A 22,857-nucleotide genomic window follows, 5' to 3' on the forward strand; every position below is an offset into this window, starting at 1 on the left:
CATACCACATCATAAAAGCTTATTCAGCAGCCTGCTCGTTTTGGGCGGCTTCCTCGGGGGCATCCATACCCTGACGGCCTTCGATGATGGCATTGGCCATAACCTGGCTGATCAGCTTGACAGCGCGGATAGCGTCGTCATTGCCGGGGATGACATGATCGATCTCATCGGGATCGCAGTTGGTATCAACAATGGCCACAATGGGAATACCCAGCTTCTTGGCCTCGGCTACAGCGATTCTCTCTTTGCGGGGGTCAACAATGAACAAAGCGCCGGGCAGGCGTTCCATGGTTTTGATACCGCCCAGGAATTTTTCCAGCTTTTCGATTTCCAGATTCAGCTTAACCACTTCTTTTTTGGGCAGGCGCTCAAAGGTGCCGTCCTCTTCCATGGTGCGAAGCTGAGCAAGGCGATCGATACGAGTGCGAATGGTGTTAAAGTTGGTCAGCATACCGCCCAGCCATCTTGCGTTCACAAAATGAGCGCCTGCACGGGTGGCTTCCTCACGGATGGAATCACCGGCCTGCTTTTTGGTTCCTACAAACAGAACCTGCTTGCCTTCTTCGGAAAGCTGGCGAACAAACATATAGGCTTCTTCCAGCTTGCGAACAGTCTTCTGCAAATCGATGATGTAGATGCCGTTACGCTCGGTGAAGATATAGGGAGCCATTTTGGGGTTCCAGCGGCGGGTTTGGTGTCCGAAATGAACACCTGCTTCCAACAATTGTTTCATAGATACTACGCCCATTACTAAAAATCCTCCTTGTTTTTTCCGCCGTTTTACGCATTTTGGCCCGGCAACCTTCCCCAACAACAGAAAAAGCAACCTGCCGGTCAATTGTAAAACGTGTGATTTTGGTGTTTACCCGCAATATTATAGCACAGAACAAATCTTTTTGCAACTGATTTGGTTAATATGTTTTTGCGGGGCACCAGCGGCCTGAAAATAATTTCTATTTACATTCAATCGGCAAACTAGCTTTAGAACATTCTATAAAAAGTCTCTGGAAAATCATTGCATTTATACAATTTTTTAAAAATAAAGTATAAAAACTTCATTTCAAGTTCTATCGCTAGCTTTGAATCGGAGACATTTTCTGTAAAAACACATTATTTTCAGCAATAATTTTACACAAATTCAGAATTAACATAAGCAAAAATTAGCATTTTATGGTATACTATTTGCAGATGCTGATGGTATACCTCTTTAATATACAGGCTAATTACTTCCTGTGAAGGCAGTCATTCATCTGTGTCAGAAGAGGATTTTTAACTGCTAAATTTTTTTTCCATTGAGCCGAAGTACATAGTATTGGTTCTCTGTTCTTTGGCAGTGCTCAAAACGGCTTTGCGGCCGTGCCCCGTCCGATACAGTTCCTTTTATGACAAACCGGTGGAAGCTCCCGGTTTGTTGTTATACACAAACGCCGGTCCAGAGTAGCGTCACAAAAATACTGATGATAGAGTGTGATTTGTATGAGTGATATGAGATCAAACGATTCTATGCTGGAAATGTTTCTTTTTGAGATGTCTTCCCTGCTGGAGCAGTTGGATGAAATTCTGCTCAACAGCGAGAAGAGCCAGCAGCTTTCCACCGATGATGTCAATGAGATTTTCCGGATCATGCACACCATCAAGGGTTCCTCCGCCATGATGGAATTTTCCATTATCGCCACTGTAACCCACCGATTGGAAGATACCTTTTATTATATCCGGGAAAACGGCATTGATCACGCGCTGTTCACCCATTTGTTTGATCTTATGCTGGATGCTTCCGATTTTCTGCGCAGTCAGCTGGAGGCCATTCAGAATGGCAACGCTTTGGCCGAGGGCAACGATGAACTGATTGCCCGGGTGGAATCCTTTATGAATGAATTGCGTGGTGAGGCCCCTGCCCAACCGGCCGCCGCACCCCAGGCACCGGTTCCTGACCTGTTTGCCGATGTTCCGGCAGCCACACCGGCCCAGCCGGATTCTCCCCCCAAATATCATCTGCATGTACTGTTTGAAGAAGACTGCGGGATGGAAAACCTTCGTGCCTTTATGCTGGTCAATGCATTGGCACAGCGGGGCTCCATTCTGTGCACCGAGCCTTCTGATATCGAACGCAATCCCGCCAGCGCCAATGTGATTCTGGCCTCTGGCTTCGAAATTGTTATGGCCACCGATATGCCGCAGGCAGTGCTGGAGCAGATGGTATCCCAGTTTGTACATGTGGCTTCGGTTGAGATTTCACCCATGTCTGCGGAATCCTTCCAGTGTCATATGAACGCCCAGTCTGCCAAGGAAGGCGGCTCCCTCTATCACGTGGAGGTTCTCTTTGAAGATGACTGCGGAATGGAAAATCTTCGGGCCTTTATGCTGGTGAACTCCCTGCGCAGCAACAGCCGGGTCCTGAGCTTTAACCCCCCTGATATTGAATCCAACCCCGGCACCGCTACTGTTATCATGCAGAACGGCTTTAGCCTTGAGCTGGAAAGCCTGTTGGATCAGGCCGATCTTCAGGCCGCAGTTCAAAAAGCCCTGCATGTCAAGAGCGCCCGGGTCACGCTGATCTCCCCCGCCAAGACAGCTGTGGCCGCTCAACCGGCCGCCACCCAAGCGGAAGCCCCCAAACCGGCTTCCAGCACACCGGTACCTGCCAAGGCTGCCGTTTCGGCTCCCGCCGCCCCTGCTTGGGAGGCTCCTGCCGCCAATCACACCAACAAACCTGTTAAGCAGAATCTGATCACGGTGAATCTGGAAAAGCTGGATGCTTTGATGGATATTATGAGTGAGCTGGTGATCACCGAATCCATGGTTACCCGCAGCCCCGATCTGAACGGTCTGGCCTTGGATAACTTCAATAAATCCGCCCGCCAGCTCCGCAAGCTGACCGATGAACTGCAGGATATGGTGATGTCCATCCGTATGATTCCCATTTCCGCCACCTTCCAGAAAATGCAGCGCATTGTCCGGGATATGAGCCGTTCACTGGGCAAGGATGTCAATTTGACTACCATGGGTGAGGAAACGGACATTGATAAAACCATCATCGATGGTGTTGCAGACCCCATTATGCATCTGGTGCGCAACTGCATGGATCACGGTATTGAAACCCCTGAGGAGCGTGTTGCCGCAGGCAAAAACGCCAAGGGCAACATCACCCTTTCCGCCCAAAACACCGGCGGCGAAATCCTCATCACCGTTTCGGACGACGGCAAGGGACTGGATACCGAAAAGCTGCTGAAAAAAGCCAAATCCGCCGGTCTGCTCACCAAGCCTGAGAAAGAATACACCGAGCGGGAAATTTTCAATATGCTGACTCTCCCGGGCTTTTCCACCAAGGAGCAGGTTACTGAATACTCCGGCCGCGGCGTAGGCATGGATGTGGTCAAAAAGAACGTGGAAAAAATCGGCGGCCATCTGACCATTGAGAGCAAAAAGGGTTATGGCACCACCGTTTTCTTAAAAATCCCGCTGACCTTGGCCATTGTGGATGGCATGGATATCACCGTGGGTGATGGAATCTACACGCTGCAGATTACCTCCATCAACGAATCCTTCAAGGCCAAAAAGGAGCAGGTGATTCACGATACCAGCGGCAATGAAATGATTATGCTGCGCAACAACGTGTATCCCATTATTCGCCTCAATGAGCTTTACAGCGTGCCGGATGCCATTACCGACATTGAAGAGGGCCTGCTGATCTGGGTTTCCGATTCAGATAAATCAGTCTGCCTGTTTGTGGATAAACTCATTGGCGAGCAGCAGATTGTTGTCAAGCCTCTGCCGGTTTATCTCAATCGGTACGAAGTCAAGAGCCGGGGAATCGCTGGGTGCACCATATTGGGTGACGGCAGCATCAGCCTGATTCTGGATGTAGGCAATATCATCGACACTGTCATGGAAAAGAGGTAACTGAGATGACTGAAACGTATTCCGGCGGTGCCGCCACCGCCTATGCAGAGGCTCAGGAAGAGGATACCCTTCGAAATAAATATCTGGTTTTTGTTCTGGATGGTTTGGAATATGCCGTAGCGGTTGCCCATGTGGTGGATATCATCAACATCCTGCCGGTTACCAGAGTTCCCAACTGCCCTGATTATGTCACCGGCATTACCAATCTTCGGGGCAAGATTATCCCGATTATTGATATGCGCCTTCGCTTTGGAAAAGAGCAGAGCACTTATACCGAGCGCACCTGCATCATTGTGGTGGAATACGAGCTGTTTGTGGTGGGCCTGATCATTGATGAGGTTTCTGAAGTAATTGTTTTTGAGGATTCTCAGATTGCCGCACCGCCTGTTTATAACGACAATGCAGGCAGCCGCTTTATTTCCGGTGTGGGCCACAACGGGGATGGCGTAACCTTGATTCTGGATTGCGAAAGAATCCTCAGCGATGCCACAGACAGCCCCGTGGAAGAGCTTCACTAAAAGTGCTCAATCCACTTTTCCCGATGGTTTACAACTGAAAATTGCGGATGCTCCGGGCCGGTCAAAGTCTTTTAACAAGCAAGCGGCGTCCGGCCACCTCCGAACACTTCTCGCGAAGGTGGTATTATACCACCTTCTTTTTCTGTATCCCGGCGCTAACACAAAATGCGATCTTGCCATATAAAGCAGTGTCCTGTATGATGTGTTCATGCAAAAATGCAGGAAATGCCTTTCACCCAATGGCGCTCGTTGCTGTTTAATACGAATCCGACTATAATGCCCACTGAACAATTCAAAAAACAACCTAACAAAATCATGTATAATATGTTTTTTGAATTGCATCTGCAAAGATACTTCTGGACGAATAATGCGGCCTTTGGCCCCATGAACAAATCGTATACGATTTGTTCAGTCGACATTACTATAAGGCAGGTACCGTTTTATGATAAAACTCACGGATCAGGAATTTATTACACTGGTTAATTTTATCAAAAGCAATTATGGAATCAATCTGATCAACAAGCGGGTGCTGCTGGAAGGCCGCCTGGGAAATTATCTCATTGAGCGTGGCATTCTCAGCTACTCCGATTATCTAAAGCTTCTTGAAAATGATACCACCGGCAAGGAGGTTGGCATTCTCCTGACCCGGGTTACCACAAATCACACTTACTTCATGCGGGAGGCTGAACATTTCGCATACTTTAAAAACACCGTTCTGCCCCAGCTGGAAAGCCGAATCACCGACCGGGATTTACGCCTTTGGTGCGCCGCCTCTTCCACCGGGGAGGAACCTTATACATTGGCTATGATTCTGGAGGATTACTTTGGAGCCAGCCCGGGCTGGAACAAGCAGATGCTGGCCTCGGATATCTCCAGCAAGGTCATTGAGCTGGCACAAGCCGGTGTTTACCATGCCGATTCTCTCAAGGAGCTGCCGGCTTCGTGGAAGACCAAGTATTTTACCAAAATAGACGAAAGCAGCTTTCAAATCACACCTAAGCTCCGTAAGGAAGTGGTTTTCCGCCTCAACAACTTAATGGAGCCTTTCCGCTTCAAACGGCCTTTTCATGCTATTTTCTGCCGCAATGTCATGATTTATTTCGATGCGCCCACCAAAGCCGATTTGGTGAATCGTATGTATGATATACTGGTTCCCGGGGGCTATCTGTTCATCGGCCATACAGAATCGGTAGCCAAACCAACACGGTTTAATTATATTATGCCGTCTGTTTATCAAAAGGGGGTATAGCAGTATGCCGAGTAATCCCATTAAAGTTCTGCTTGTTGATGATTCGGTCTTTTTCCGTGAGATGCTGAAACGGGGCCTTAGCGGCTACCCTGACATTCAGATTGGTGATTCGGTTGGGGATGTAGTTGCCGCTCGGGATAGCATTCTCTCCAACAAACCGGATGCCATTGTTTTGGATATGGAAATGCCCATTATGCGGGGGGCTGATTTTCTCAAGCAGTTTCATCCCCGCTACCCTGAAATTCCGGTGGTGGTTATCAGCTCTCAGCCGGCAAATGTTTTTGAGGCACTGAGTGCAGGGGCCGTGGATTTTGTCTCTAAGCCTGCCAGCGCCCGGGATGGCTCGGGGGAATTTGTAAACGAGCTGGTAGGCAAAATACGCATCGCCCGCTCCATGAACAAAAAAGTAACCTCCCCTGCCGTTTCTTCCCTTTTTTCCAAGATGAATGCCCCGAGGGTTTTTAAAAACCCGAAAGCAGTCATCGCTATCGGGGCTTCCACTGGTGGAACCGAAGCCATATTGGCCGTTTTGAAGGATCTGCCCGCCAACACGCCGGGCATTGTCATTGTGCAGCATATGCCTCCTGTTTTCACAAAAATGTATGCGGAACGTTTGGATAAACAATGCGCCATGCAGGTAAAAGAGGCTGTCAACGGCGATCGGGTAAAACCGGGTGTTGCTCTTATCGCCCCGGGCGGTGAGCAGCACATGCGCCTGATGGCCGATTCCTCCGGTTATTTTGTGCGGCTTTCAGAAGGTGAAAAATACAGCGGCCACCGCCCCTCGGTGGATGTGCTGTTTGAATCCACAGCCAAGGCGGCCGGGCCAAATGCCATCGGGGTTATTCTCACCGGCATGGGCGCCGACGGAGCCCGGCATCTGCTGACCATGCGCAGCGCCGGTGCCCATACCATCGGGCAGGATCAGGCCTCCTGCATCGTTTATGGCATGCCTATGGCCGCCTACAATCTGGGCGGTGTAAAGGAGCAGCTTCCTCTTGGGGGGATTGCCCCCGCCATTCTCCGGCAGCTTACAAAATAGTGCCTCTGTTTATTTAAGTTCTCACGCCTTCTGCCGATATTCTATGTAGAAGCTGGAATCGTTAGGGCCCCTTTTAGGGGCGAGTATATATAAGGGAGGTATGTTTGTATGGCTTCCGTTTCATCGACCAATATGTTCAGCCAGTATGGCATTCGAAACAAAGGTGTTGGAGGGCTCGCCTCCGGGTTGGACACCGACAGCCTGGTGGAATCCCTCACCGCCACTACCCGTTCCAAAATTGCCAAGCAGGGCCAGACCAAGCAGCTTTTAAACTGGAAGGTCAGCGCCTACCGGGGCGTCGCCAACACTCTGCGGGCTTTTCAAAGCAAATATCTTTCCTATTCGGCCGGCTCCAACACAAATTTGGCCAGCGCGGCGTTTTTCAACACCTATAAATCCACCACCAGCTCCGATAAAGTCACCGTAACCCCCGGCACCGGTGCTACCATAGGTGATATCACCATTGATAAAATCACCTCTTTGGCTCAGCAGCAAACGGTTAGCGGCGGCGTTACCGTCTCCAGAAAGCTGGAAGGCGGTGTAATCCCCACTGGTGAGGATTATACCGATAAAACCCTGCTGCTCAATGTAAGCGGCACAGTGAAAACCATCAAGCTGGATACTTTAAACGGCAAAACCGGAGCTGCACTTCAGACCGAACTGCAAAGTCTGATTAACAATACCTTCGGCTATGAGGGCCAAACCACCAACCCGGTGGTCAAGGTTACAGTCAACAGCTCTGGCGGCCAAGATACCCTTGGGTTTGCTTCCCAGAGCGGCAACAAAATCACGGTTGCGGGCGGGCATGTGGCTGCTCTCGGCTTTGAGGGCGGCGAATCCAACCGGGTTTCCCAAAACGCCAAGCTTTCTGAATTGGGGCTGGCTGACCAGTTGGTGGGTAAGAACTTCCGCTTTTCCATCAACGATGTGGAGTTTTCCTTTGACCAGAATTCAACCATCAGTGATATTATGTCCAAGGTTAACAACAGCAAGGCCAATGTAAAAATGACCTATTCTGCTGCTACCGATAAATTCACCGTTACTGCCAAAACCGGCGGCGGCGGTACCAATAACATTGTGATTAAAGATGTGGAGGGCAATCTGCTCAACACTCTTATGGGCGCACAGGCTGGTTCTGCGGTTGGTTCCCAAACCCTGAACGAAACCTCTATCCGAGGCGGTGCTTTTAACTTTGATAACACCAAGCTCACCCAGCTGGGCAGCAGTTCCTTTAAGCTGACGGTGGATGGAACCACCAAGACAATCAGTATCAGCTTGACCAACGAGGAAAAAACCGCTCTTTCCTCCTCCACCAGCAATGAAATCGCCCAAGTGGTCATTGCCAAGGTCAACGCCTCTATTAAGGAGCAGTTTGGCGATAAAATTGCCGGCAGCGTGAAGCTGGAGTTTGATCCCCTCTCCACAGACGGCAATAGCGCCCTGCGGCTGGCAACCACCCGGGAACATACTGTTTCTGTGGCTACCGGCACACTCAGCTCCACCACCTACGATGCTCTGGGTTATATGGGCTTTACCCACGGCCAGAACAACAGCCTGAATCTGGGCTACGACAGCTCCATTGAAGCAGGCAGCAATCTGGCTGGTGATCTGACGTCTTTGTTCTCACAGCTTTCCGCCGAAGGCGGCTCCTTTATGATGACTGTCAACGGTGTCACCAAAGAGGTTGCTTTTAAGATTTCCTCCGGCGCCGAGGCCACCCCCGAAATACTGGCCAAAGCTCTCAACGAAAGCATAAAAACTGCTTTTGGGGCCGACATTGCCAAGGATATTACCGTCAGCGCCGAGGGCGGCAGCAAGATTGTATTGACCATAGCCTCCAATAAGAAAGGCACCTCCGGCGGCAACACACAGGTTTCCCTTGCCGCAACCGACGCAACAAAGCGGGGTGATAAGGCTGATCTTTTTGCCGCTATGGGCTTTACCGGTTCCGCGGTAAACAACGGTAATTCGGCTCAGGGCACCAAGCTTTCCGATTTGGGTATCGGTTCCGGCTCCTTCACCATTGATGATCCTGCCAATCCCGGTAACCCTTTTGTTATCAGCTATACCGGGAACGAAAACGTCATGTCCTTTATTGACAAGATCAACAGTGCGGTGGGCAGTCAGGTCGCTTCCTTCAAGGATGGCCACCTTGCCGTTGATATGGGCAGCAATCCCCTGACTATCAAGGAAGACCCAGCTTTGGGTGCTGCCGGGGCATTGTCTGTTCTTTTCGGAACCGATGATGAAGGTATAGCCTATGATTCCACCCGCTATGCCACCAGCCTGACCAACACAGCGGGCAAAAATGCTGAAATCGTGGTCAATGGCCAAACCATCTACAGCTCCTCCAATACTTTCACCATTGACGGTGTTTCCATTGAGATCAACGCAGAAAGCACTACACCCATCAAAATCGGCACCAGCTACGATACAGATTCCCTTGTGGAGAAGCTGGAGGAGTTTGTTGGTGAATACAATGTGTTGGTTGAATCGTTTCACAAAATGCTCAAAGAGGAAAAGGTCAAGGGCTATGAGCCTCTCACCGATGAACAAAGGGCGGATATGACCCAAGACCAAATCACCAAGTGGGAAACTGAGGCCAAAAAGGGTTTGTTGCGCAGTGACAGCACCATTTCCCGCATTGTGGGTCAGCTTCGCAGCTCCCTTGTAGAAAAGGTAGACGGAGCCGGGATTTCTCTTTCTGATATTGGCATCACCACCATGTCTCTGTTGGATTCCAGTGCCACCAACGGTGTGAACTACAAAAACGATGGTAAGATTAAGCTGGATACGCAAAAACTTAAAGCTTATATTGATAAAAACGGCCCTGATTCTGTTCAGGCCCTGTTTACCGATAAGACCAACGGTATTGCCAAGCGTTTTGATAATGTGATTACAGGCGCTGCCAACACCAGCAGTGTCAACAGAGGTACTCTGGTGGAGCTGGCGGGCACCGAGACCCTCACCGGTAACAACACCAGCGTTCTTGGCAAACAGATTGAAAATGTAGATAAATTGGTCACCAATCTTAAGAGTCGTTTAAAAAGCGAATACACTCGATATTGGAACAAATTCTCTGCCCTAGAAAAAGCAATCTCCCGAATGAATTCTCAAAGCTCTTGGCTAACCCAAAACAATCAGTAATTCTGAGCAATTAAAACGAGGTGACCACATGCTAACTGGCGATCCTTATGCCCAGTATAAAAGCCAGTCGCTGGCAACTCTGGCTCCTGGGGAGGTCCTGGTCAAACTGTTTGATGAATGCATTAAGCAAATGCGTTTAGCCTCTATCGGCATCAACCAGCGCAATTTCGCAGCGACCAACGACAGTCTGACCAAGACCCAGGCTATTTTGACAACCTTGGCAAGCTCCTTGGATATGCGTTATCCCATTGCCGGGGAGCTCAAGCCTATGTATATTTTTTTGGCCCAGCAGCTTTTGAAGGCCAACTTGAAAAAAGACAGCCATATGATTGATGAATGCATCTCACTCATCAAAGATCTGCGGGAAGCCTTTTCTCAGGCCGAGAAAATAAGCCGCCAGAAGCATCATGCCGTTATGGGGGGGAAATCCGCCGTATGAATGCTACACAAGCTCCCCAGCACCGCAATAAATCTGTAATTGTGCAGAATATGTTCGATCTCACCTGTGAAATGATCGGCCACTTGGAGGATTACGAGTTTCTGGTGGACGCCATTGATCGGCGGCAGGTTTTAATGGATGAGTTTGATCGGGTCAAGAATTCCCCTGATTTTCTCTCTGGTATGGATGGTACCCGCACAGCTGAGGTTTCCAACATGCTCTCCAACATGCGGGATATGGATAAAACCGTTATTCAGGCTTTGAGCCGTATTCTTTTGGAAGCCAAGAAGGAGCTGGCAGCCAACAACAACCAGCAAAAAGTAATGGGGTACATGAACAATATGGTCTCATCCTCCGGGAGCTATATGAACTATTCCCGGTAAGTTTTACACCCTGTTTTCGGGTGTCTCCAATGCCCCCTATGTTTTTCCTCGGATTGCACCGCTCCGGCGCAAAAAGTGGGCTTTTTGTGTCGAAATAAATTCGGCTGGGTCAGAGTCACCAATCAAAACCAGAAGGTCTCCAAGTTAAAGGCAATTACGCCTACAGTGTGGAGTGGGCAGAGAAAAAACTCTGCCCGCTCTTTTTTGTTTACACAGCATAAATTCATCCTTGGGTTCCCATACTTTTTCTGAAGGAAGCTCTCTGCCCTCTGGAAAGGATGAAATATATGTCTGGCATTACCATAAAAGTACTCTCTAGTTTCTTTGCCATTGCTATCGCTTTTTTCTCTATCTTCACCGCCCCGGCCTCCCCCCAGACACAGAATGTGCTGACCCCTGTTGACGACATGCCCCTCAAGGAAGATGCTGAAAAAACGGTGACCATTCATCTTCTCTCCTCCTTGGGGGAAAACAGCCAGAGCATTCAGCAGGCGGCGGATATGTTCTGCGCCGACCGCCCGAATATACGCATCCACATACACACGGTGGCCAGCCAGAGCGATTACCGTTCCACTCTCCGCTCAAAGCTCCTTTCCGGCGAGCAGGTTGATCTGTTTCACATATTCAGCCAGACCGAGGCCAGAGAGCTGCAAAAATATCTGGCCCGGCTTTCCCATTTGCAGTGGCTGAAAAAGGCTCGCCCTCAAAGCCTTGCCGGCATCACACTGGATGATGGGCTTTACGGCGTTCCTTACAGCTTAGAGGGCTACGGCCTCCTGTATAACACCGCTATTTGGGAAGCCGCAGGCATCAACATTCGGAACATTCAAAACTTTGAGGAGCTGGAAAAAGCCTTTGAAGAGCTGCGGGTTCAAATTCGGGATAACAAACTGCGGGAAGAGTTTCCCCATTTGCGTGCGGTTACCGAATTTCCGGCTCAGGATCGCAGTTTTTTAGGCGAGCAAATCAGCAACATGGCCCTATTTCCTGATCTGCTGGATTCCCCCACAGCCCTTGCCACCCAGATTCTGCCTTTTACCGGGGCGCAGCACGCCAAAGACTATGTGGATTTAATGGTCCGCTGTTCCTCCAGCCGGGGAGAGCCTGCCCTTTTGGCCCAGATTCCCCGCAACCGCCAGCTCCAAACAGGGCTGGCCGCCGGCCGCATTGCTGTTATTCAGGATGTAACCGGTGTTTACAAGGAAATCCGGGCGGTAGACCCTCAAATTGCCGATACCCTCTCCTTTCAGCCGATCCCTTTTCCCGGTGAGGAATCGGCTGCTGTCTATGCCGATTCCCCGCTTTACTGGGGGGTGAATCAAACCTCTGCTCCCGAAGTACAGGAGGCCGCCGCTCAGTTCCTTGAGTGGCTCTATACCTCCCCTCAGGGAATCTATCTTACACAGAATGGCCTTGGCATTCTCTCCCCCTTTCCCCAATCGGAAGATCAGGAAGTGGCTGCATCCAATCCTCTGCAAAAACAATTGGAAGGCTACATCGATGCCGGGCGCAGCCGTGGCTGGATTTACCGGGAATTTCCCCAAGGCTTTACCCAAGAGGTTTTCGCTACCGAAATCAAGGAGTATCTTGCAAATCAATCGGTGTGGAAGAGCTTTGCCCAGCACTGTCAGGAGCAGTGGTACCGTCTGCGGTAAAAGCTTTCCACAAAGCCTCACGGTTCCGGTGGAGATGGCGCAGCACCAGCACAGCAAGCGGGGCCAGAAGCAGGCCTAAAAAGCCGCCCACACGCAGGCCCGCATACATGGCAATTAGGGCGGTTAAAGGGTGCAGTCCTGTTTGCTTACCCAGTATTTTTGGCTCCAGCACCTGCCTGCCGATTCCGGTTAGCAAGGCCAGAACAATCAGCCCGATTCCCTGAAAATAGCTGCCCGCTATCAGCTCAAAAACACCCCATGGGATCAGCAAAACCATACTGCCGAGGGCAGGCAGCATATCCAGCAGAGCCACGCCAAAGGATGTGGCCCAAATGGGGCGAATCCCCAGTATCCAAAATCCCAAAGCCAGAGCAGCAAACAAAATTACAGCGAGAATCAGGTATCCCCTCGCCATTTTCAATAAAGTGTCGGTAATAAAGACTCGAAGGCTGTCCACCACGGGCAGCCATTTTTTTGGTATCTGCCTGTGGAGATAGCCCAATACCCCGGCAAAATCCATGGAAATCATCACAGAAGCCAAAACCGAAAACAGCAGTGTAAGCAAAAAGAGCGGGAGCCCCTGCACCATCCCTCCCAACAGCTCTGCAAGCTTTTCCCAGAAGTGGGTCAGCAGGCTTTGGAGCGCACCATCCAGAATGGCAAAGGCTTGCTGGACGCCGGTTCCCATACCAGGGGCAATGCGGGTAATCCAAAGGGTGATGCGGCTGTTGACCGCTTGAAAAAAAGGCCCCAAATGGGTGCCATAGCTCCCGGCCAAGCGTTTTGGCCAATCCCCCGATAAAAGCAGCAGCGAGGTCGCCCACAGAAGAAACCCCACTACCAGATAAAAAAATACGGAGCAGAAAATACCGGCTGTTTTTTCTCCCATACGTGTGCCCCGGGCCACCGCCTTAATGAACGGACGTATCAGAAAAGCCAGCGCCAAGCCGATCAGCAGCGGCATCAAAATGACCGGCAGCCACCGCAGGGCCAGATACGCCGCCAACCCGGATATTCCCCAAAAACCAATTTCAATGAGCACTTTCTTTTTTAACTCCAGCGGCATTTTTTAAACCTCCAGCAAGATTCCTTTTGTTAGAACCTGTATTTAAATGAATATTTCAACGAGTATAGTAAACGCTGACCTGCTCACCGAACAAGCCTAGTGGTCTCAGAGGAACTGCGACCACAGTCAAAGGAAGAGCTTAGCCTTCGGCGCTATGGCTTAATCTGCCGTCAGTGATGCTGTTTTTCTTTGCATCCTTTCTTTTCTGCAAAAATAAAGGATGTGCCTGTGTGGCATGAGCACGGGGACTTCGTCCCTTTCGTCGGGCTTAGGCTGATTAAAAGCATTCTCTTTGCACACGATGGCAGAGCCAAGGAAAAAGAAGGCTGCCTCTTTTCCCTGTCGGAGGCTGGAGGGGGTTCATAGGGGAACTAGTTCCCCTATGAGGCGCTTCGTGGCTATAGCATGCGAAAGCCACCTATGCATTTTCCGCAGAAAATGCAAGCGCCTGAAAGGATGTGCCCAGCACGGCATAAGTGCCAAGTTTTGAAGCTTCGCCTCGTGAAAATCAAGAAAAATGCAGTTATGCTATAGATGCGTGAATTTTTTTATCATCCGCATCAACTAGGTTTGTTGAATACAGATTCTTAGTCTGCCCAATAAACTCTGCAACCTTCGCCCTATTTATAATTACACAAAACAAATTGTGCATTTTGCTGTGTAATCGCCTCAATCAACTGACAAAACAATTAGAACAGACCTTTACTGGGCGAAAATACCAGTATATATCAGAAAAAAGCCCTCTATATTAAAAAAACCGCCAAAATTGACTTGTTTTGGCTCAATACCTGCTATATCGCTCTTGTAACCTGGGGCGTATCATGGTATAGTGTGTTTTATTCGAGTACAATCGTGTTTTGGAGGTGGAAACATGCCAGATACAACCCTTTACTATCTGGTTGAAGCCAAGGTTCTGCCAGAGGTTTTCACCCGGGTGATGACAGCCAAGCGTTTTTTGGCCCAAGGCAAGGCAAAAAGCCTTTCCGAAGCGGCAGAGATGGCCGGGATTTCCCGCAGTGCTCTCTACAAGTATAAAGATTCGGTTTTTACTTATGACGGTGAACAGGCCAATCAAATCGCCACTATTTATGCGGAACTGGAGGATGAACCAGGTATACTTTCCAGCTTGCTTTCCCAGATGTATGAGCATGGAGCAAATATCCTCACCATCAACCAGAACATCCCGGTGGATGGCGTGGCGCCGGTTTCCATTTCCATGCGCACCGATAATCTCCGACTACAGCGGGGGGAACTGGTGCTCTGCCTGAAAAGACTGCCCGGTGTGGTAAATGTAAAGCTGATCGCCAACTGATTTTTTATTCGTGTCTTTATCAGCCGCCCTCAGGGTTTCGGCGTATCTATAGAAAGCGAGGCATTGACTTTGGTTAATATTGCAGTTTTAGGACACGGCGTCGTGGGCTCCGGCGTCATGGAGGTATTGGCCTCCAACGGAAAAAACATCGGTAAAAAGGCCGGGAAAAACATTGAGGTCAAAAAAATACTGGATCTCAGAGAATTCCCTGACCTGCCTTATGCCGATCGGTTCACCAAGAATTTTCAGGAGATCCTTTCGGATGACAGCATCCACGTGGTGGTTGAGGTCATGGGCGGCGTCAATCCCGCTTATGAGTATGTGAGTGAAAGCCTGAAAAAAGGCAAAAGTGTCGTTACCTCCAATAAGGAGCTGGTAGCAGCCAAAGGAGCCGAGCTGCTTAAAATCGCCAATGAGCACAACGTCAACTTCCTGTTTGAAGCCAGCGTAGGCGGTGGCATCCCCATCATCAAGCCTCTGCACCTGTGCCTTGGCGCCAACGAAATCTTTGAGATTGCTGGTATCCTCAACGGCACCACCAACTTTATCCTCACGAAGATGATTCGGGAAAGCATGTCCTTTGCCGATGCTTTGGCTATGGCTCAAAAGCTGGGCTACGCCGAAGCCAACCCCGCCGCCGATGTGGAAGGCCACGATGCCTGCCGCAAGATCTGCATTCTGGCTTCCCTTTCCTTTGGCCGCCACATTTACCCCGAGAGTGTCCCCACAGAGGGCATCACCAAGATTACGCTGGAAGATGTAGCCTATGCTGAGAGCTTTGGCCGGGTGATTAAGCTGATTGGCCACGCCAAAAAGCTGGAGGATTCCGATCAGGTTTCCATTATGGTCAGCCCCATGATGGTTTCCAAAAGCAGCCAGCTTTCCAGCGTGGATGACGTTTACAACGGCATTCTGGTGCGTGGCAGTGCCACCGGTGATGTGGTCTTTTACGGCAAGGGTGCCGGCAAGCTCCCCACTGCCTCCGCTGTGGTCAGCGATATCATCGACTGCATCCGTGCCGATGGCACCATCAAAAGCCTGCAATGGCAGGATTCCACCGAGAGCAGGGTAGCCGATTACAAACAGCAGCCGGTTCGGGCTTATGTCCGGTATTTGGGCGAAAAGGGTGCTGAACTGGCCGCTTCCCTCTTTGGTGAGGTTGAGTTTCTTTCCCGGGAGGGCCGCCCCATGGAGGAGGCTGCTTTCGTAACTCCGTTGCTTTCTGAAGAAAAGCTGGAAGAAAACCTTAACAATATGCGCCGGCAGGGTGTTGAAATTCTCGGCAAAATCCGGCTGCTGGAGGAATAGGGGGCGGCTTTGTGATTAAGGTACGCATCCCGGCCACCAGTGCCAATTTAGGCGCCGGGTTTGACTGTTTGGGGCTGGCTTTGTCCCTTTACAATGAAATTGAGGTTGCAGAGGCACAGGGTCTGCATATAACCTCTAAGGATGATACTGAGATTCCCACAGGGGAAGATAATCTGGTTTATCAGACCGTTCGGCACCTGTATGAGCTGTGCGGAAGGCCGTTTCCGGGGCTTTCCCTTTTGCAGACCAACCGTATTCCCCTTGCCCGGGGGCTGGGCAGCAGCTCGGCCTGCATTGCCGGAGGGCTTATTGGCGGCAATGCTCTGCTGGGCAACCCCTTCTCGCTGGATGAACTGATCGTGATAGCGGCTCAGCTGGAAGGGCATCCCGATAATTCCACCCCTGCCTTGCTGGGAGGCCTGGTCACCGCTGTCATGGATGGGGAAAAGGTCTACTATACCCACCAGCGGCTGCCGAAGGATTTGGCTTTTGCCGCCATTATTCCGGATTTTGAGCTAAGAACCAGCTACGCCCGCAAAGCGCTCCCCGATGCTGTTTCCCATATGGATGCCCGGTTCAATGCAGGCAGAGCCGCTTTGATGGCTACCTCACTGGCCACCGGCCAATACCAGAATTTGGCGGCAGCCTGTCAGGATCGCCTTCACCAGCCCTATCGCATCGGGCTGATTGATCGAGGCAGCAAAACCTTGGAGCTGTGCCAAAGCAGCGGTGCCTTGGCTTCTTTTATCAGCGGCTCCGGTTCCACCCTTTTAGCCATTTTTGAGAAAGAAAATGCTGATTTTCCGACAAAAATTCGGGAAGGCCTAGCGGATTTAAGGATTTCTCATTGGGGACTGCATATACTGGAGGGGGATAATAAAGGCGCTTGCCTGTTGGATGAAGCAGGCACTCCCTTGGCATAAAGCAAAGCTGCAATTGCAAACGCCTATCCCGTTTTTGCCTTTGGCAAACGAAGATAGAGCCCACACGCAATGCTTTTGATACGAGAACAAAGATTTGGAGGCAGTTTCATGGGACTCATTGTACAAAAATTTGGCGGCAGTTCAGTCGCAAATGCCCAGCGCATATTCAATGTGGCCAAAATTATTACCGATACATACGATCAGGGCAACAACGTGGTTGTAGTGGTTTCGGCTCAGGGCGATACCACCGATGACCTGATTGCTAAAGCAAAGGAAATCAACCCTTCCCCCAACCGCCGGGAAATGGATATGCTGTTGTGCTCCGGTGAGCAGATCAGCATTTCTCTGCTGGCCATGGCTCTGGATAAAATGGGTTACCGTGCCAAATCTCTCACCGGATGGCAGGCCGGCTTTCTCACCGATTCCAACCACACCGTTGCCCGTATCCGCCGCATCAACAAGGAGCGGTTGGAAAACGAGCTGGCTAAAAACAACATTGTAATTGTGGCGGGCTTTCAGGGCCTTAACCGCTACGACGACCTGACCACCTTGGGCCGGGGCGGCTCGGATACCAGTGCCGTTGCCATTGCCACTGCTCTACATGCCGATAAGTGCCAGATTTTTACCGATGTAGACGGCGTTTATACCGCTGATCCCCGCGTTGTGCCCACCGCCAAAAAGCTTAAAGCCATCAGCTACGATGAAATGCTGGAGCTGGCCTCTCTGGGCGCTCAGGTGCTCAACAACCGGTCGGTGGAAATGGCCAAAAAATACAATGTCCAGCTGGAGGTTCTTTCCAGCCTTGATCCCAAGCCCGGAACCATAGTCAAGGAGGTTGTCAAAATGGAAAAACTGCTTATTAAAGGAATCGCCAAGGATGACAGCATTGCCCGTATTTCAATTATCGGTCTGGCCGATAAGCCGGGCATCGCTTTTAGAATTTTCTCTCTTCTGGCCAGTGCCAAAATCAACGTGGATATCATTCTTCAATCCGTGGGCCGGGATGGCACCAAGGATATTACCTTTACCGTTTCCAGCGGAGACAGCGAAGCCGCTTTGGCCGCTCTCAGAGAGCATCAGGAAAACATCAGCTTTTATGACCTTCAGGCGGATAACAGCGTAACCAAGGTTTCCATTGTGGGCGCCGGTATGGAATCCCACCCCGGTGTTGCCGCCACTATGTTTGAGGCTCTTTCCGAAGCCAACATCAACATCCATATGATCTCCACCAGCGAAATCAAAATTTCGGTGCTTGTGGATAAGGAACACGGCAAAAAGGCAGTTCAAGCCATTCATGAGGCCTTTGCCATCTAAGCATCCATATAATCTTTAATGGGATATGAGCATAACCAATAAAACAGCGGGGGACAAATGCGGCTTTGCCTTTTTGTCCCCCGCTGTTTTATTGTGCATTCTACTATAGTTATTTTTCCCGCAGCAGTCTCCAAAGAGTTGTACGGCTGATCCCCAATTGCTTGGCTGCCAGCGTTTGGTTACCGCCGATATCCTCCAAAACCCGCAAGGCAATATCCTGCGTAATTTCATCCAGAGTACGGGTTAAATCCAAAGGACGAGTTGCATTTTCAGAATAATGGGAGAATGCCGCCGTGTTTTTCTCTTCCCCCAGAAGGCTTGCCACTTTTTTGGCGGTGATAACCTGATTTTCTGCCAAAACGGCAAGTTCCTTAATGACACGCTTAAACTGGGCATAGTTATAGGGCCAATGATAATGCTGCAGCAGACGCACGCCTTCCGGCTCAATGGAAAGCACCGGCATTGCCATATTCACATTCATATGATTGAGTGAAAGACCAATAAAGCCTGGAATGCGCTTCGCCTGCTGCCGCAGGGCAGGCAGCTGCAACACAGTGCAGCCAAGGGTGTTGACAAACCGCAGCCCTACCTCGGATATAACATTCTCTCGCTGTGAAAGGCAGGAAAAAACAGTGCGGTTTCGCTGGTGAACATCCATTTCTTCCAAAACAGCCAACAGCTGCCTTTGTTGTTCCGGTAAAAGAGCATCGATGTTGCTGAAATATATGGTGCTGTTGGTATCGGCGAAAGGAGAGTTGTGATTCTCAAACAAGAATTCCCAACTTTTTTTATTTAGAAGGCTGCAATTGATCTGCACCATAGGATTGTTTTTCAGGCTGCTGCGGGTATATAAAATGCTGGCAACCTGATCTTTCCCGGTGCCATCCTCGCCACAGAGCATCACAGGCAAAACAGACTGATTCAGGGTGATGAGCTCCTTTTCTAAATCAGCCAGCACACCGGTAATATTCAAAAAGCTTTCGTAAAAAAAGGTTTCGCTTTCTTGCCTGGTAAAAAAGCGGATTCCCTGCTGATTAGGGGCAAGGGATGCTTTCCGCTCAAAAAAGAAAAACACCGTGTATGCCCGACTGCCTGAATTCATGCATTCCGCCCGAATGGAGTAGGTCATCCCATTCAGGTTTTTGATCATACGCCGCTGGCCTTCCTTTTGGGTTTCCGCAATTTCATGGTAAAGAATATCCAACAGCTCCGGCTCCAAATCACTTTGAGAAGAAAAGAAAAGCTCTCCATTGGTGTGAAAAATCACAGTTTGGCCCATTTGTCTGCGCACAATCTCCCGCAGAAAGCTGTTTTCCTCTCGCAGGTAACTCTGATTAGCAAAAAGTTGAACAATGTGGTTGAGCGCTTGGCGGATGCTGTCAATCCCCGAGGAAATCAGAAAGGCATTGAGCCCCAGCTTTTTGGCAACATTGGAAGCAATAACATCGCACAAAACCATCTGGTAGCCTTTTCTTTTAACCTCCTGCAAGGAGGCCTCTACCTCATTTTCCTGCTCCACTGTTACAATATGTATCTCGTAGTTCAGCAGTGTGCACAGGCGTTTGGCATTTTCAGTAATATTGGAGAACGCAACCATTGCCACAGGCCCGGGCAGGCCATCGGTCATTTTAAGCGCACAGAGAATGTCATAGGATGAAACAGTAACCTCTACAACCGGCAGAGATATGCGGCTTTGCAGCAGGCGAGCTGTTCCTCCTCGGGATACAACAACATCATATTCAGAGTGGAAATTGCGCTGGGCAATCTCAACCCCCTCCTGCAGGTTGCCTACAAAGAATGAAAAATCGATCTCAGGATATTCCTCTGATAATAAGGAGAAGTGGGCTTTCATACCCTCGTAGGGCGCAATTCCCAATACTTTTATTCTATTTTTCATGGGATCCCCTTCCATATTGCCCAATTTTTAAACACATTATAACATTTATACGAAAAATCGTCAAATATTTTTACGACAGTTTCTTTTATGAACACTAAAGACAACTTTGTAGTGTTGCATACTTTATGAACCTTTAGTAAACTAAGTAATGCAAGGATTTAACTTCAAAAACGATTGTTTTTTTGCAGTCCCAGCCGTTTGCAGTACAATTTCGGGGCTTGATCGTTTCATATTTAAACTATCTGCGAACTGGAGACTACGGAATGATTAAACTGCTCATTATTGCGGATGACTTTACCGGTGCGTTGGATACCGGCATCCAATTTGTTAAGCATGGTGTAAAAACCAAAGTATTGGCCACCCCCACCTATAGCATCCCAAATGAGAAGCAACAGGATACTCAGGTGTTTGTTATAAATGCAGAAACGCGGCATTTAAAGGCTGACCAAGCATATGATGTTGTTTTCAGAGTGGTGCAAGCCGCCCACCAGGCCGGCATACCACACATTTATATCAAAACAGATTCCGCTCTCCGGGGCAATGTGGGCAGCTCACTGGCAGCGGCAATGGCCGGTGCACAAGCTGAACAAATTATCTTTGTGCCTGCTTTTCCGCAAATTGGCCGATGCACGCGGGATGGTGTCCACTATATCAATGACATTCCGGTTCATCAAAGCGTTTTTGGGCAAGATTTATTTGAGCCGGTAACCTGCTCGGATGTGCGGGAAATCATTGCACTGCAAAGCCCGGTTCCTGTGGTTCTTCATCCAGAGAACCAACCGGTTAACCCTCACGCACAGCCGGGCATACAGCTTTATGATGCTTGCAGCGAAGCCAGAATGCAGGAAATCGGTGATGGTCTTGATGAAAAGCAGTTGCATCTTTCGGCCGGATGTGCGGGTTTTGCCGCTATCTTGCTGGGGTTATTCGGCTTGGAGGGTGCGAAACAGCCGCTTCCGGAGCTGAATCCGGTGCTTATGGTGGTGTGCGGCAGCATCAATCCGATCACCACAAAGCAATTGGAATATGCCGCTGAACAAGGCTTTCATCGATTGACACTAACCGCAGCGCAAAAATTCACTTCCCGTTGGGGAGAAAGCGCGGAATGTGCCCAGCTGCTTCAAAACTTTTATCCCGGAAAAAACCGCCTGATACTGGATATTAACGGTCCGCTGGAAACCCACAGTGTGGAAACCGCAGCCTTTGTAAAGGATCTGGATGTTGAGCAGGTTCGTGTTATGGTGGCCACCAATCTGGGCAGCCTTGTAAAACAGCTGCTGGATCAGGGATTTGATGGCACTTTAATGCTGACAGGCGGCGATACTTTGTTGGGAGCCACCAAAGCGCTGGGTGTACAGGAACTTAGCCCCATTGGAGAAATCTATCAGGGGGTCATCCTTTCCAGCTTTACATACAAAGAGCAGACCTTTCACCTCATATCAAAATCGGGAGGCTTTGGGGAAAAGGATATTTTACCCAAGCTGGCAGCTTTTGTTGCCGGAACCTCTCAAAGGCAACAAGGAGAATGAAATGAACAACTATCAGTTGAAAATGCCACCTGTTGTTTTTGCCGGAACCGGCGCCTTGGTTCACATTGGCAGCATTGTGGCAGAAAATAAGGCGCAGCGAGTGGCTGTATTTACCGATAAAGGCATTGCAGGAGCCGGTATTTTAGATTTGGCGCTGGCCCCTCTTCGTGCCAGCGGTATAGGCTACAAGGTGTTTGATGATTTGGCCCCGGAGCCTACCTACCAACAGGCACAGGCGCTAATTGATCAAAGCAGAGCCTACCAAGCCGATTTTATTATGGCAGTGGGCGGCGGCAGCGTTATGGATACCGCCAAGCTTGCCAGCCTGATGCTGACAGATGAATATACTGTAAAAGATCTGCTGGATAATCCCGCACAGGCCAAAAAACAGTGCAAGACTCTTATGGTTCCCACCACAGCAGGCACCGGAGCTGAAGCAACCCCCAACGCTATTGTAGCTGTTCCCGAAAAAGAGCTAAAGGTAGGCATTGTAAATCCCATTATGATTGCGGATTATGTTATTCTGGATGCTGCCATGATTAAAAAGCTGCCCCGCAAAATTGCATCAGCTACCGGCATCGATGCACTGGCTCATGCCATCGAATGTTTTACAAGCAACAAGGCCACTCCTTTCAGTAACATGTTTGCCTTGCAGGCTCTGGAAATTATCTTCCGCAACATTGAAGCAGCTTGCGATGAACCGGACAATATGGATGCCAAAAACGCCATGCTGCTGGCCAGTTTTTATGCCGGTGTGGCTATCACTGCTTCCGGCACCACCGCTGTGCACGCTCTCAGCTATCCCTTGGGAGGCAAATATCACATTGCTCACGGTGTTTCCAACGCTATCCTGCTGGCACCGGTTATGCGCTTTAATCAGCCTGTGTGCAAGGAGCTTTTTGCCGCTGCTTATGACCGCTGCTTCCAAAATCACGCTCTCTCCACAGAAGAGAAAAGTGATTTTCTGATTACCCGCATGGAAGAAATCATCAAGCACTTGGAGATTCCCACAAGCCTTAAGGAATTCGGAGTGCCATCCGAGGATCTGGAAACTCTAGTGGAGGCAGGCATGCAGGTGACCCGGCTTCTGCAAAACAATATGCGCACAGTCACCGCCGATGATGCACGAAAAATCTACTTACAAATAATCGGTTGAGCAAATACAGGAGGCAAAA

The 22,857-nt window shown here is 49.8% G+C and carries 17 protein-coding genes; 14 read left to right on the forward strand and 3 right to left on the reverse strand.

The features are described 5' to 3' along the window. Window positions 1–19: 19 nt before the first annotated feature. Window positions 20–748, reverse strand: a complete 729-nt coding sequence (gene rpsB, locus U6B65_08220; protein WRS26337.1) for a 30S ribosomal protein S2 — start codon at window positions 746–748, stop codon at window positions 20–22. Between the two features lie 728 nt (window positions 749–1,476). Between rpsB and U6B65_08225 the strand changes: the two genes are divergently transcribed. From U6B65_08225 to U6B65_08260, 8 genes are all read left to right on the forward strand, one after another. After that, window positions 1,477–3,900 (forward strand): chemotaxis protein CheA, encoded by a 2,424-nt coding sequence (locus U6B65_08225; GenBank protein WRS26338.1) that lies wholly within the window; start codon window positions 1,477–1,479, stop codon window positions 3,898–3,900. A gap of 5 nt (window positions 3,901–3,905) precedes the next feature. Beyond that, window positions 3,906–4,418: a chemotaxis protein CheW gene (locus tag U6B65_08230; GenBank protein ID WRS26339.1), complete on the forward strand. Its 513-nt coding sequence runs from the start codon at window positions 3,906–3,908 to the stop codon at window positions 4,416–4,418. A 442-nt stretch (window positions 4,419–4,860) separates the two neighbouring features. Beyond that, window positions 4,861–5,667: a protein-glutamate O-methyltransferase CheR gene (locus tag U6B65_08235; protein ID WRS26340.1), complete on the forward strand. Its 807-nt coding sequence runs from the start codon at window positions 4,861–4,863 to the stop codon at window positions 5,665–5,667. A gap of 4 nt (window positions 5,668–5,671) precedes the next feature. Beyond that, on the forward strand, window positions 5,672–6,709 hold the full coding sequence (locus U6B65_08240) for a chemotaxis response regulator protein-glutamate methylesterase (protein WRS26341.1): 1,038 nt from the start codon (window positions 5,672–5,674) through the stop codon (window positions 6,707–6,709). Window positions 6,710–6,817: 108 nt separating this feature from the next. Then, window positions 6,818–9,856, forward strand: a complete 3,039-nt coding sequence (fliD, locus tag U6B65_08245) for a flagellar filament capping protein FliD (protein WRS26342.1) — start codon at window positions 6,818–6,820, stop codon at window positions 9,854–9,856. Window positions 9,857–9,884: 28 nt separating this feature from the next. Further along, window positions 9,885–10,295 carry a flagellar export chaperone FliS gene (gene fliS / locus U6B65_08250; GenBank protein ID WRS26343.1) on the forward strand — a complete coding sequence of 137 codons (411 nt, stop codon included), beginning with the start codon at window positions 9,885–9,887 and terminating at the stop codon, window positions 10,293–10,295. Next, a complete protein-coding gene (locus tag U6B65_08255) occupies window positions 10,292–10,678 on the forward strand; it encodes a hypothetical protein (GenBank protein WRS26344.1) in 387 nt (128 codons plus the stop codon). Before fliS ends, U6B65_08255 begins: the two co-directional genes overlap by 4 nt. Window positions 10,679–10,965: 287 nt before the next feature. Further along, on the forward strand, window positions 10,966–12,333 hold the full coding sequence (locus U6B65_08260) for an extracellular solute-binding protein (GenBank protein WRS26345.1): 1,368 nt from the start codon (window positions 10,966–10,968) through the stop codon (window positions 12,331–12,333). Here U6B65_08260 and U6B65_08265 read toward each other — a convergent pair. Further along, window positions 12,254–13,399 carry an AI-2E family transporter gene (locus U6B65_08265; protein WRS26346.1) on the reverse strand — a complete coding sequence of 382 codons (1,146 nt, stop codon included), beginning with the start codon at window positions 13,397–13,399 and terminating at the stop codon, window positions 12,254–12,256. The genes U6B65_08260 and U6B65_08265 overlap by 80 nt on opposite strands. An 871-nt stretch (window positions 13,400–14,270) precedes the next feature. Here U6B65_08265 and U6B65_08270 point away from each other — a divergent pair. From U6B65_08270 to U6B65_08285, 4 genes are all read left to right on the forward strand, one after another. Further along, the gene (locus U6B65_08270) at window positions 14,271–14,711 is read left to right on the forward strand and encodes an ACT domain-containing protein (GenBank protein WRS26347.1); all 441 of its coding nucleotides are present in this window, start codon (window positions 14,271–14,273) and stop codon (window positions 14,709–14,711) included. A 69-nt stretch (window positions 14,712–14,780) separates the two neighbouring features. Then, window positions 14,781–16,019, forward strand: a complete 1,239-nt coding sequence (locus tag U6B65_08275) for a homoserine dehydrogenase (protein ID WRS26348.1) — start codon at window positions 14,781–14,783, stop codon at window positions 16,017–16,019. 11 nt (window positions 16,020–16,030) lie between these two features. Next, complete coding sequence (gene thrB / locus U6B65_08280) at window positions 16,031–16,942, forward strand: homoserine kinase (GenBank protein WRS26349.1); 912 nt, start codon at window positions 16,031–16,033, stop codon at window positions 16,940–16,942. Window positions 16,943–17,050: 108 nt separating this feature from the next. Further along, window positions 17,051–18,256 carry an aspartate kinase gene (locus U6B65_08285; GenBank protein ID WRS26350.1) on the forward strand — a complete coding sequence of 402 codons (1,206 nt, stop codon included), beginning with the start codon at window positions 17,051–17,053 and terminating at the stop codon, window positions 18,254–18,256. A 109-nt stretch (window positions 18,257–18,365) separates the two neighbouring features. Here the strand turns inward: U6B65_08285 and U6B65_08290 are convergent, their stop codons facing one another. Beyond that, the gene (locus U6B65_08290) at window positions 18,366–20,153 is read right to left on the reverse strand and encodes a PrpR N-terminal domain-containing protein (protein ID WRS26351.1); all 1,788 of its coding nucleotides are present in this window, start codon (window positions 20,151–20,153) and stop codon (window positions 18,366–18,368) included. A gap of 263 nt (window positions 20,154–20,416) precedes the next feature. Here U6B65_08290 and U6B65_08295 point away from each other — a divergent pair, with 263 nt between their 5' ends. Continuing rightward, window positions 20,417–21,682, forward strand: coding sequence for a four-carbon acid sugar kinase family protein (locus U6B65_08295; protein ID WRS26352.1), 1,266 nt, complete (start codon window positions 20,417–20,419; stop codon window positions 21,680–21,682). A 1-nt stretch (window position 21,683) separates the two neighbouring features. After that, complete coding sequence (locus tag U6B65_08300; protein ID WRS26353.1) at window positions 21,684–22,838, forward strand: iron-containing alcohol dehydrogenase; 1,155 nt, start codon at window positions 21,684–21,686, stop codon at window positions 22,836–22,838. Window positions 22,839–22,857 lie beyond the last annotated feature (19 nt).

It is taken from the genome of Oscillospiraceae bacterium MB08-C2-2 (assembly GCA_035621215.1).
In the GTDB taxonomy this organism is placed as follows: domain Bacteria; phylum Bacillota; class Clostridia; order Oscillospirales; family Ruminococcaceae; genus WRAV01.

Coding starts and splice junctions, on each gene's coding strand:
- rpsB (WRS26337.1), bottom strand. CDS start 748: ATGGGCGTAGTATCTATGAAACAATTGTTGGAAGCAGGTGTTCATTTC.
- U6B65_08225 (WRS26338.1), top strand. CDS start 1,477: ATGAGTGATATGAGATCAAACGATTCTATGCTGGAAATGTTTCTTTTT.
- U6B65_08230 (WRS26339.1), top strand. CDS start 3,906: ATGACTGAAACGTATTCCGGCGGTGCCGCCACCGCCTATGCAGAGGCT.
- U6B65_08235 (WRS26340.1), top strand. CDS start 4,861: ATGATAAAACTCACGGATCAGGAATTTATTACACTGGTTAATTTTATC.
- U6B65_08240 (WRS26341.1), top strand. CDS start 5,672: ATGCCGAGTAATCCCATTAAAGTTCTGCTTGTTGATGATTCGGTCTTT.
- fliD (WRS26342.1), top strand. CDS start 6,818: ATGGCTTCCGTTTCATCGACCAATATGTTCAGCCAGTATGGCATTCGA.
- fliS (WRS26343.1), top strand. CDS start 9,885: ATGCTAACTGGCGATCCTTATGCCCAGTATAAAAGCCAGTCGCTGGCA.
- U6B65_08255 (WRS26344.1), top strand. CDS start 10,292: ATGAATGCTACACAAGCTCCCCAGCACCGCAATAAATCTGTAATTGTG.
- U6B65_08260 (WRS26345.1), top strand. CDS start 10,966: ATGTCTGGCATTACCATAAAAGTACTCTCTAGTTTCTTTGCCATTGCT.
- U6B65_08265 (WRS26346.1), bottom strand. CDS start 13,399: ATGCCGCTGGAGTTAAAAAAGAAAGTGCTCATTGAAATTGGTTTTTGG.
- U6B65_08270 (WRS26347.1), top strand. CDS start 14,271: ATGCCAGATACAACCCTTTACTATCTGGTTGAAGCCAAGGTTCTGCCA.
- U6B65_08285 (WRS26350.1), top strand. CDS start 17,051: ATGGGACTCATTGTACAAAAATTTGGCGGCAGTTCAGTCGCAAATGCC.
- U6B65_08290 (WRS26351.1), bottom strand. CDS start 20,153: ATGAAAAATAGAATAAAAGTATTGGGAATTGCGCCCTACGAGGGTATG.
- U6B65_08295 (WRS26352.1), top strand. CDS start 20,417: ATGATTAAACTGCTCATTATTGCGGATGACTTTACCGGTGCGTTGGAT.
- U6B65_08300 (WRS26353.1), top strand. CDS start 21,684: ATGAACAACTATCAGTTGAAAATGCCACCTGTTGTTTTTGCCGGAACC.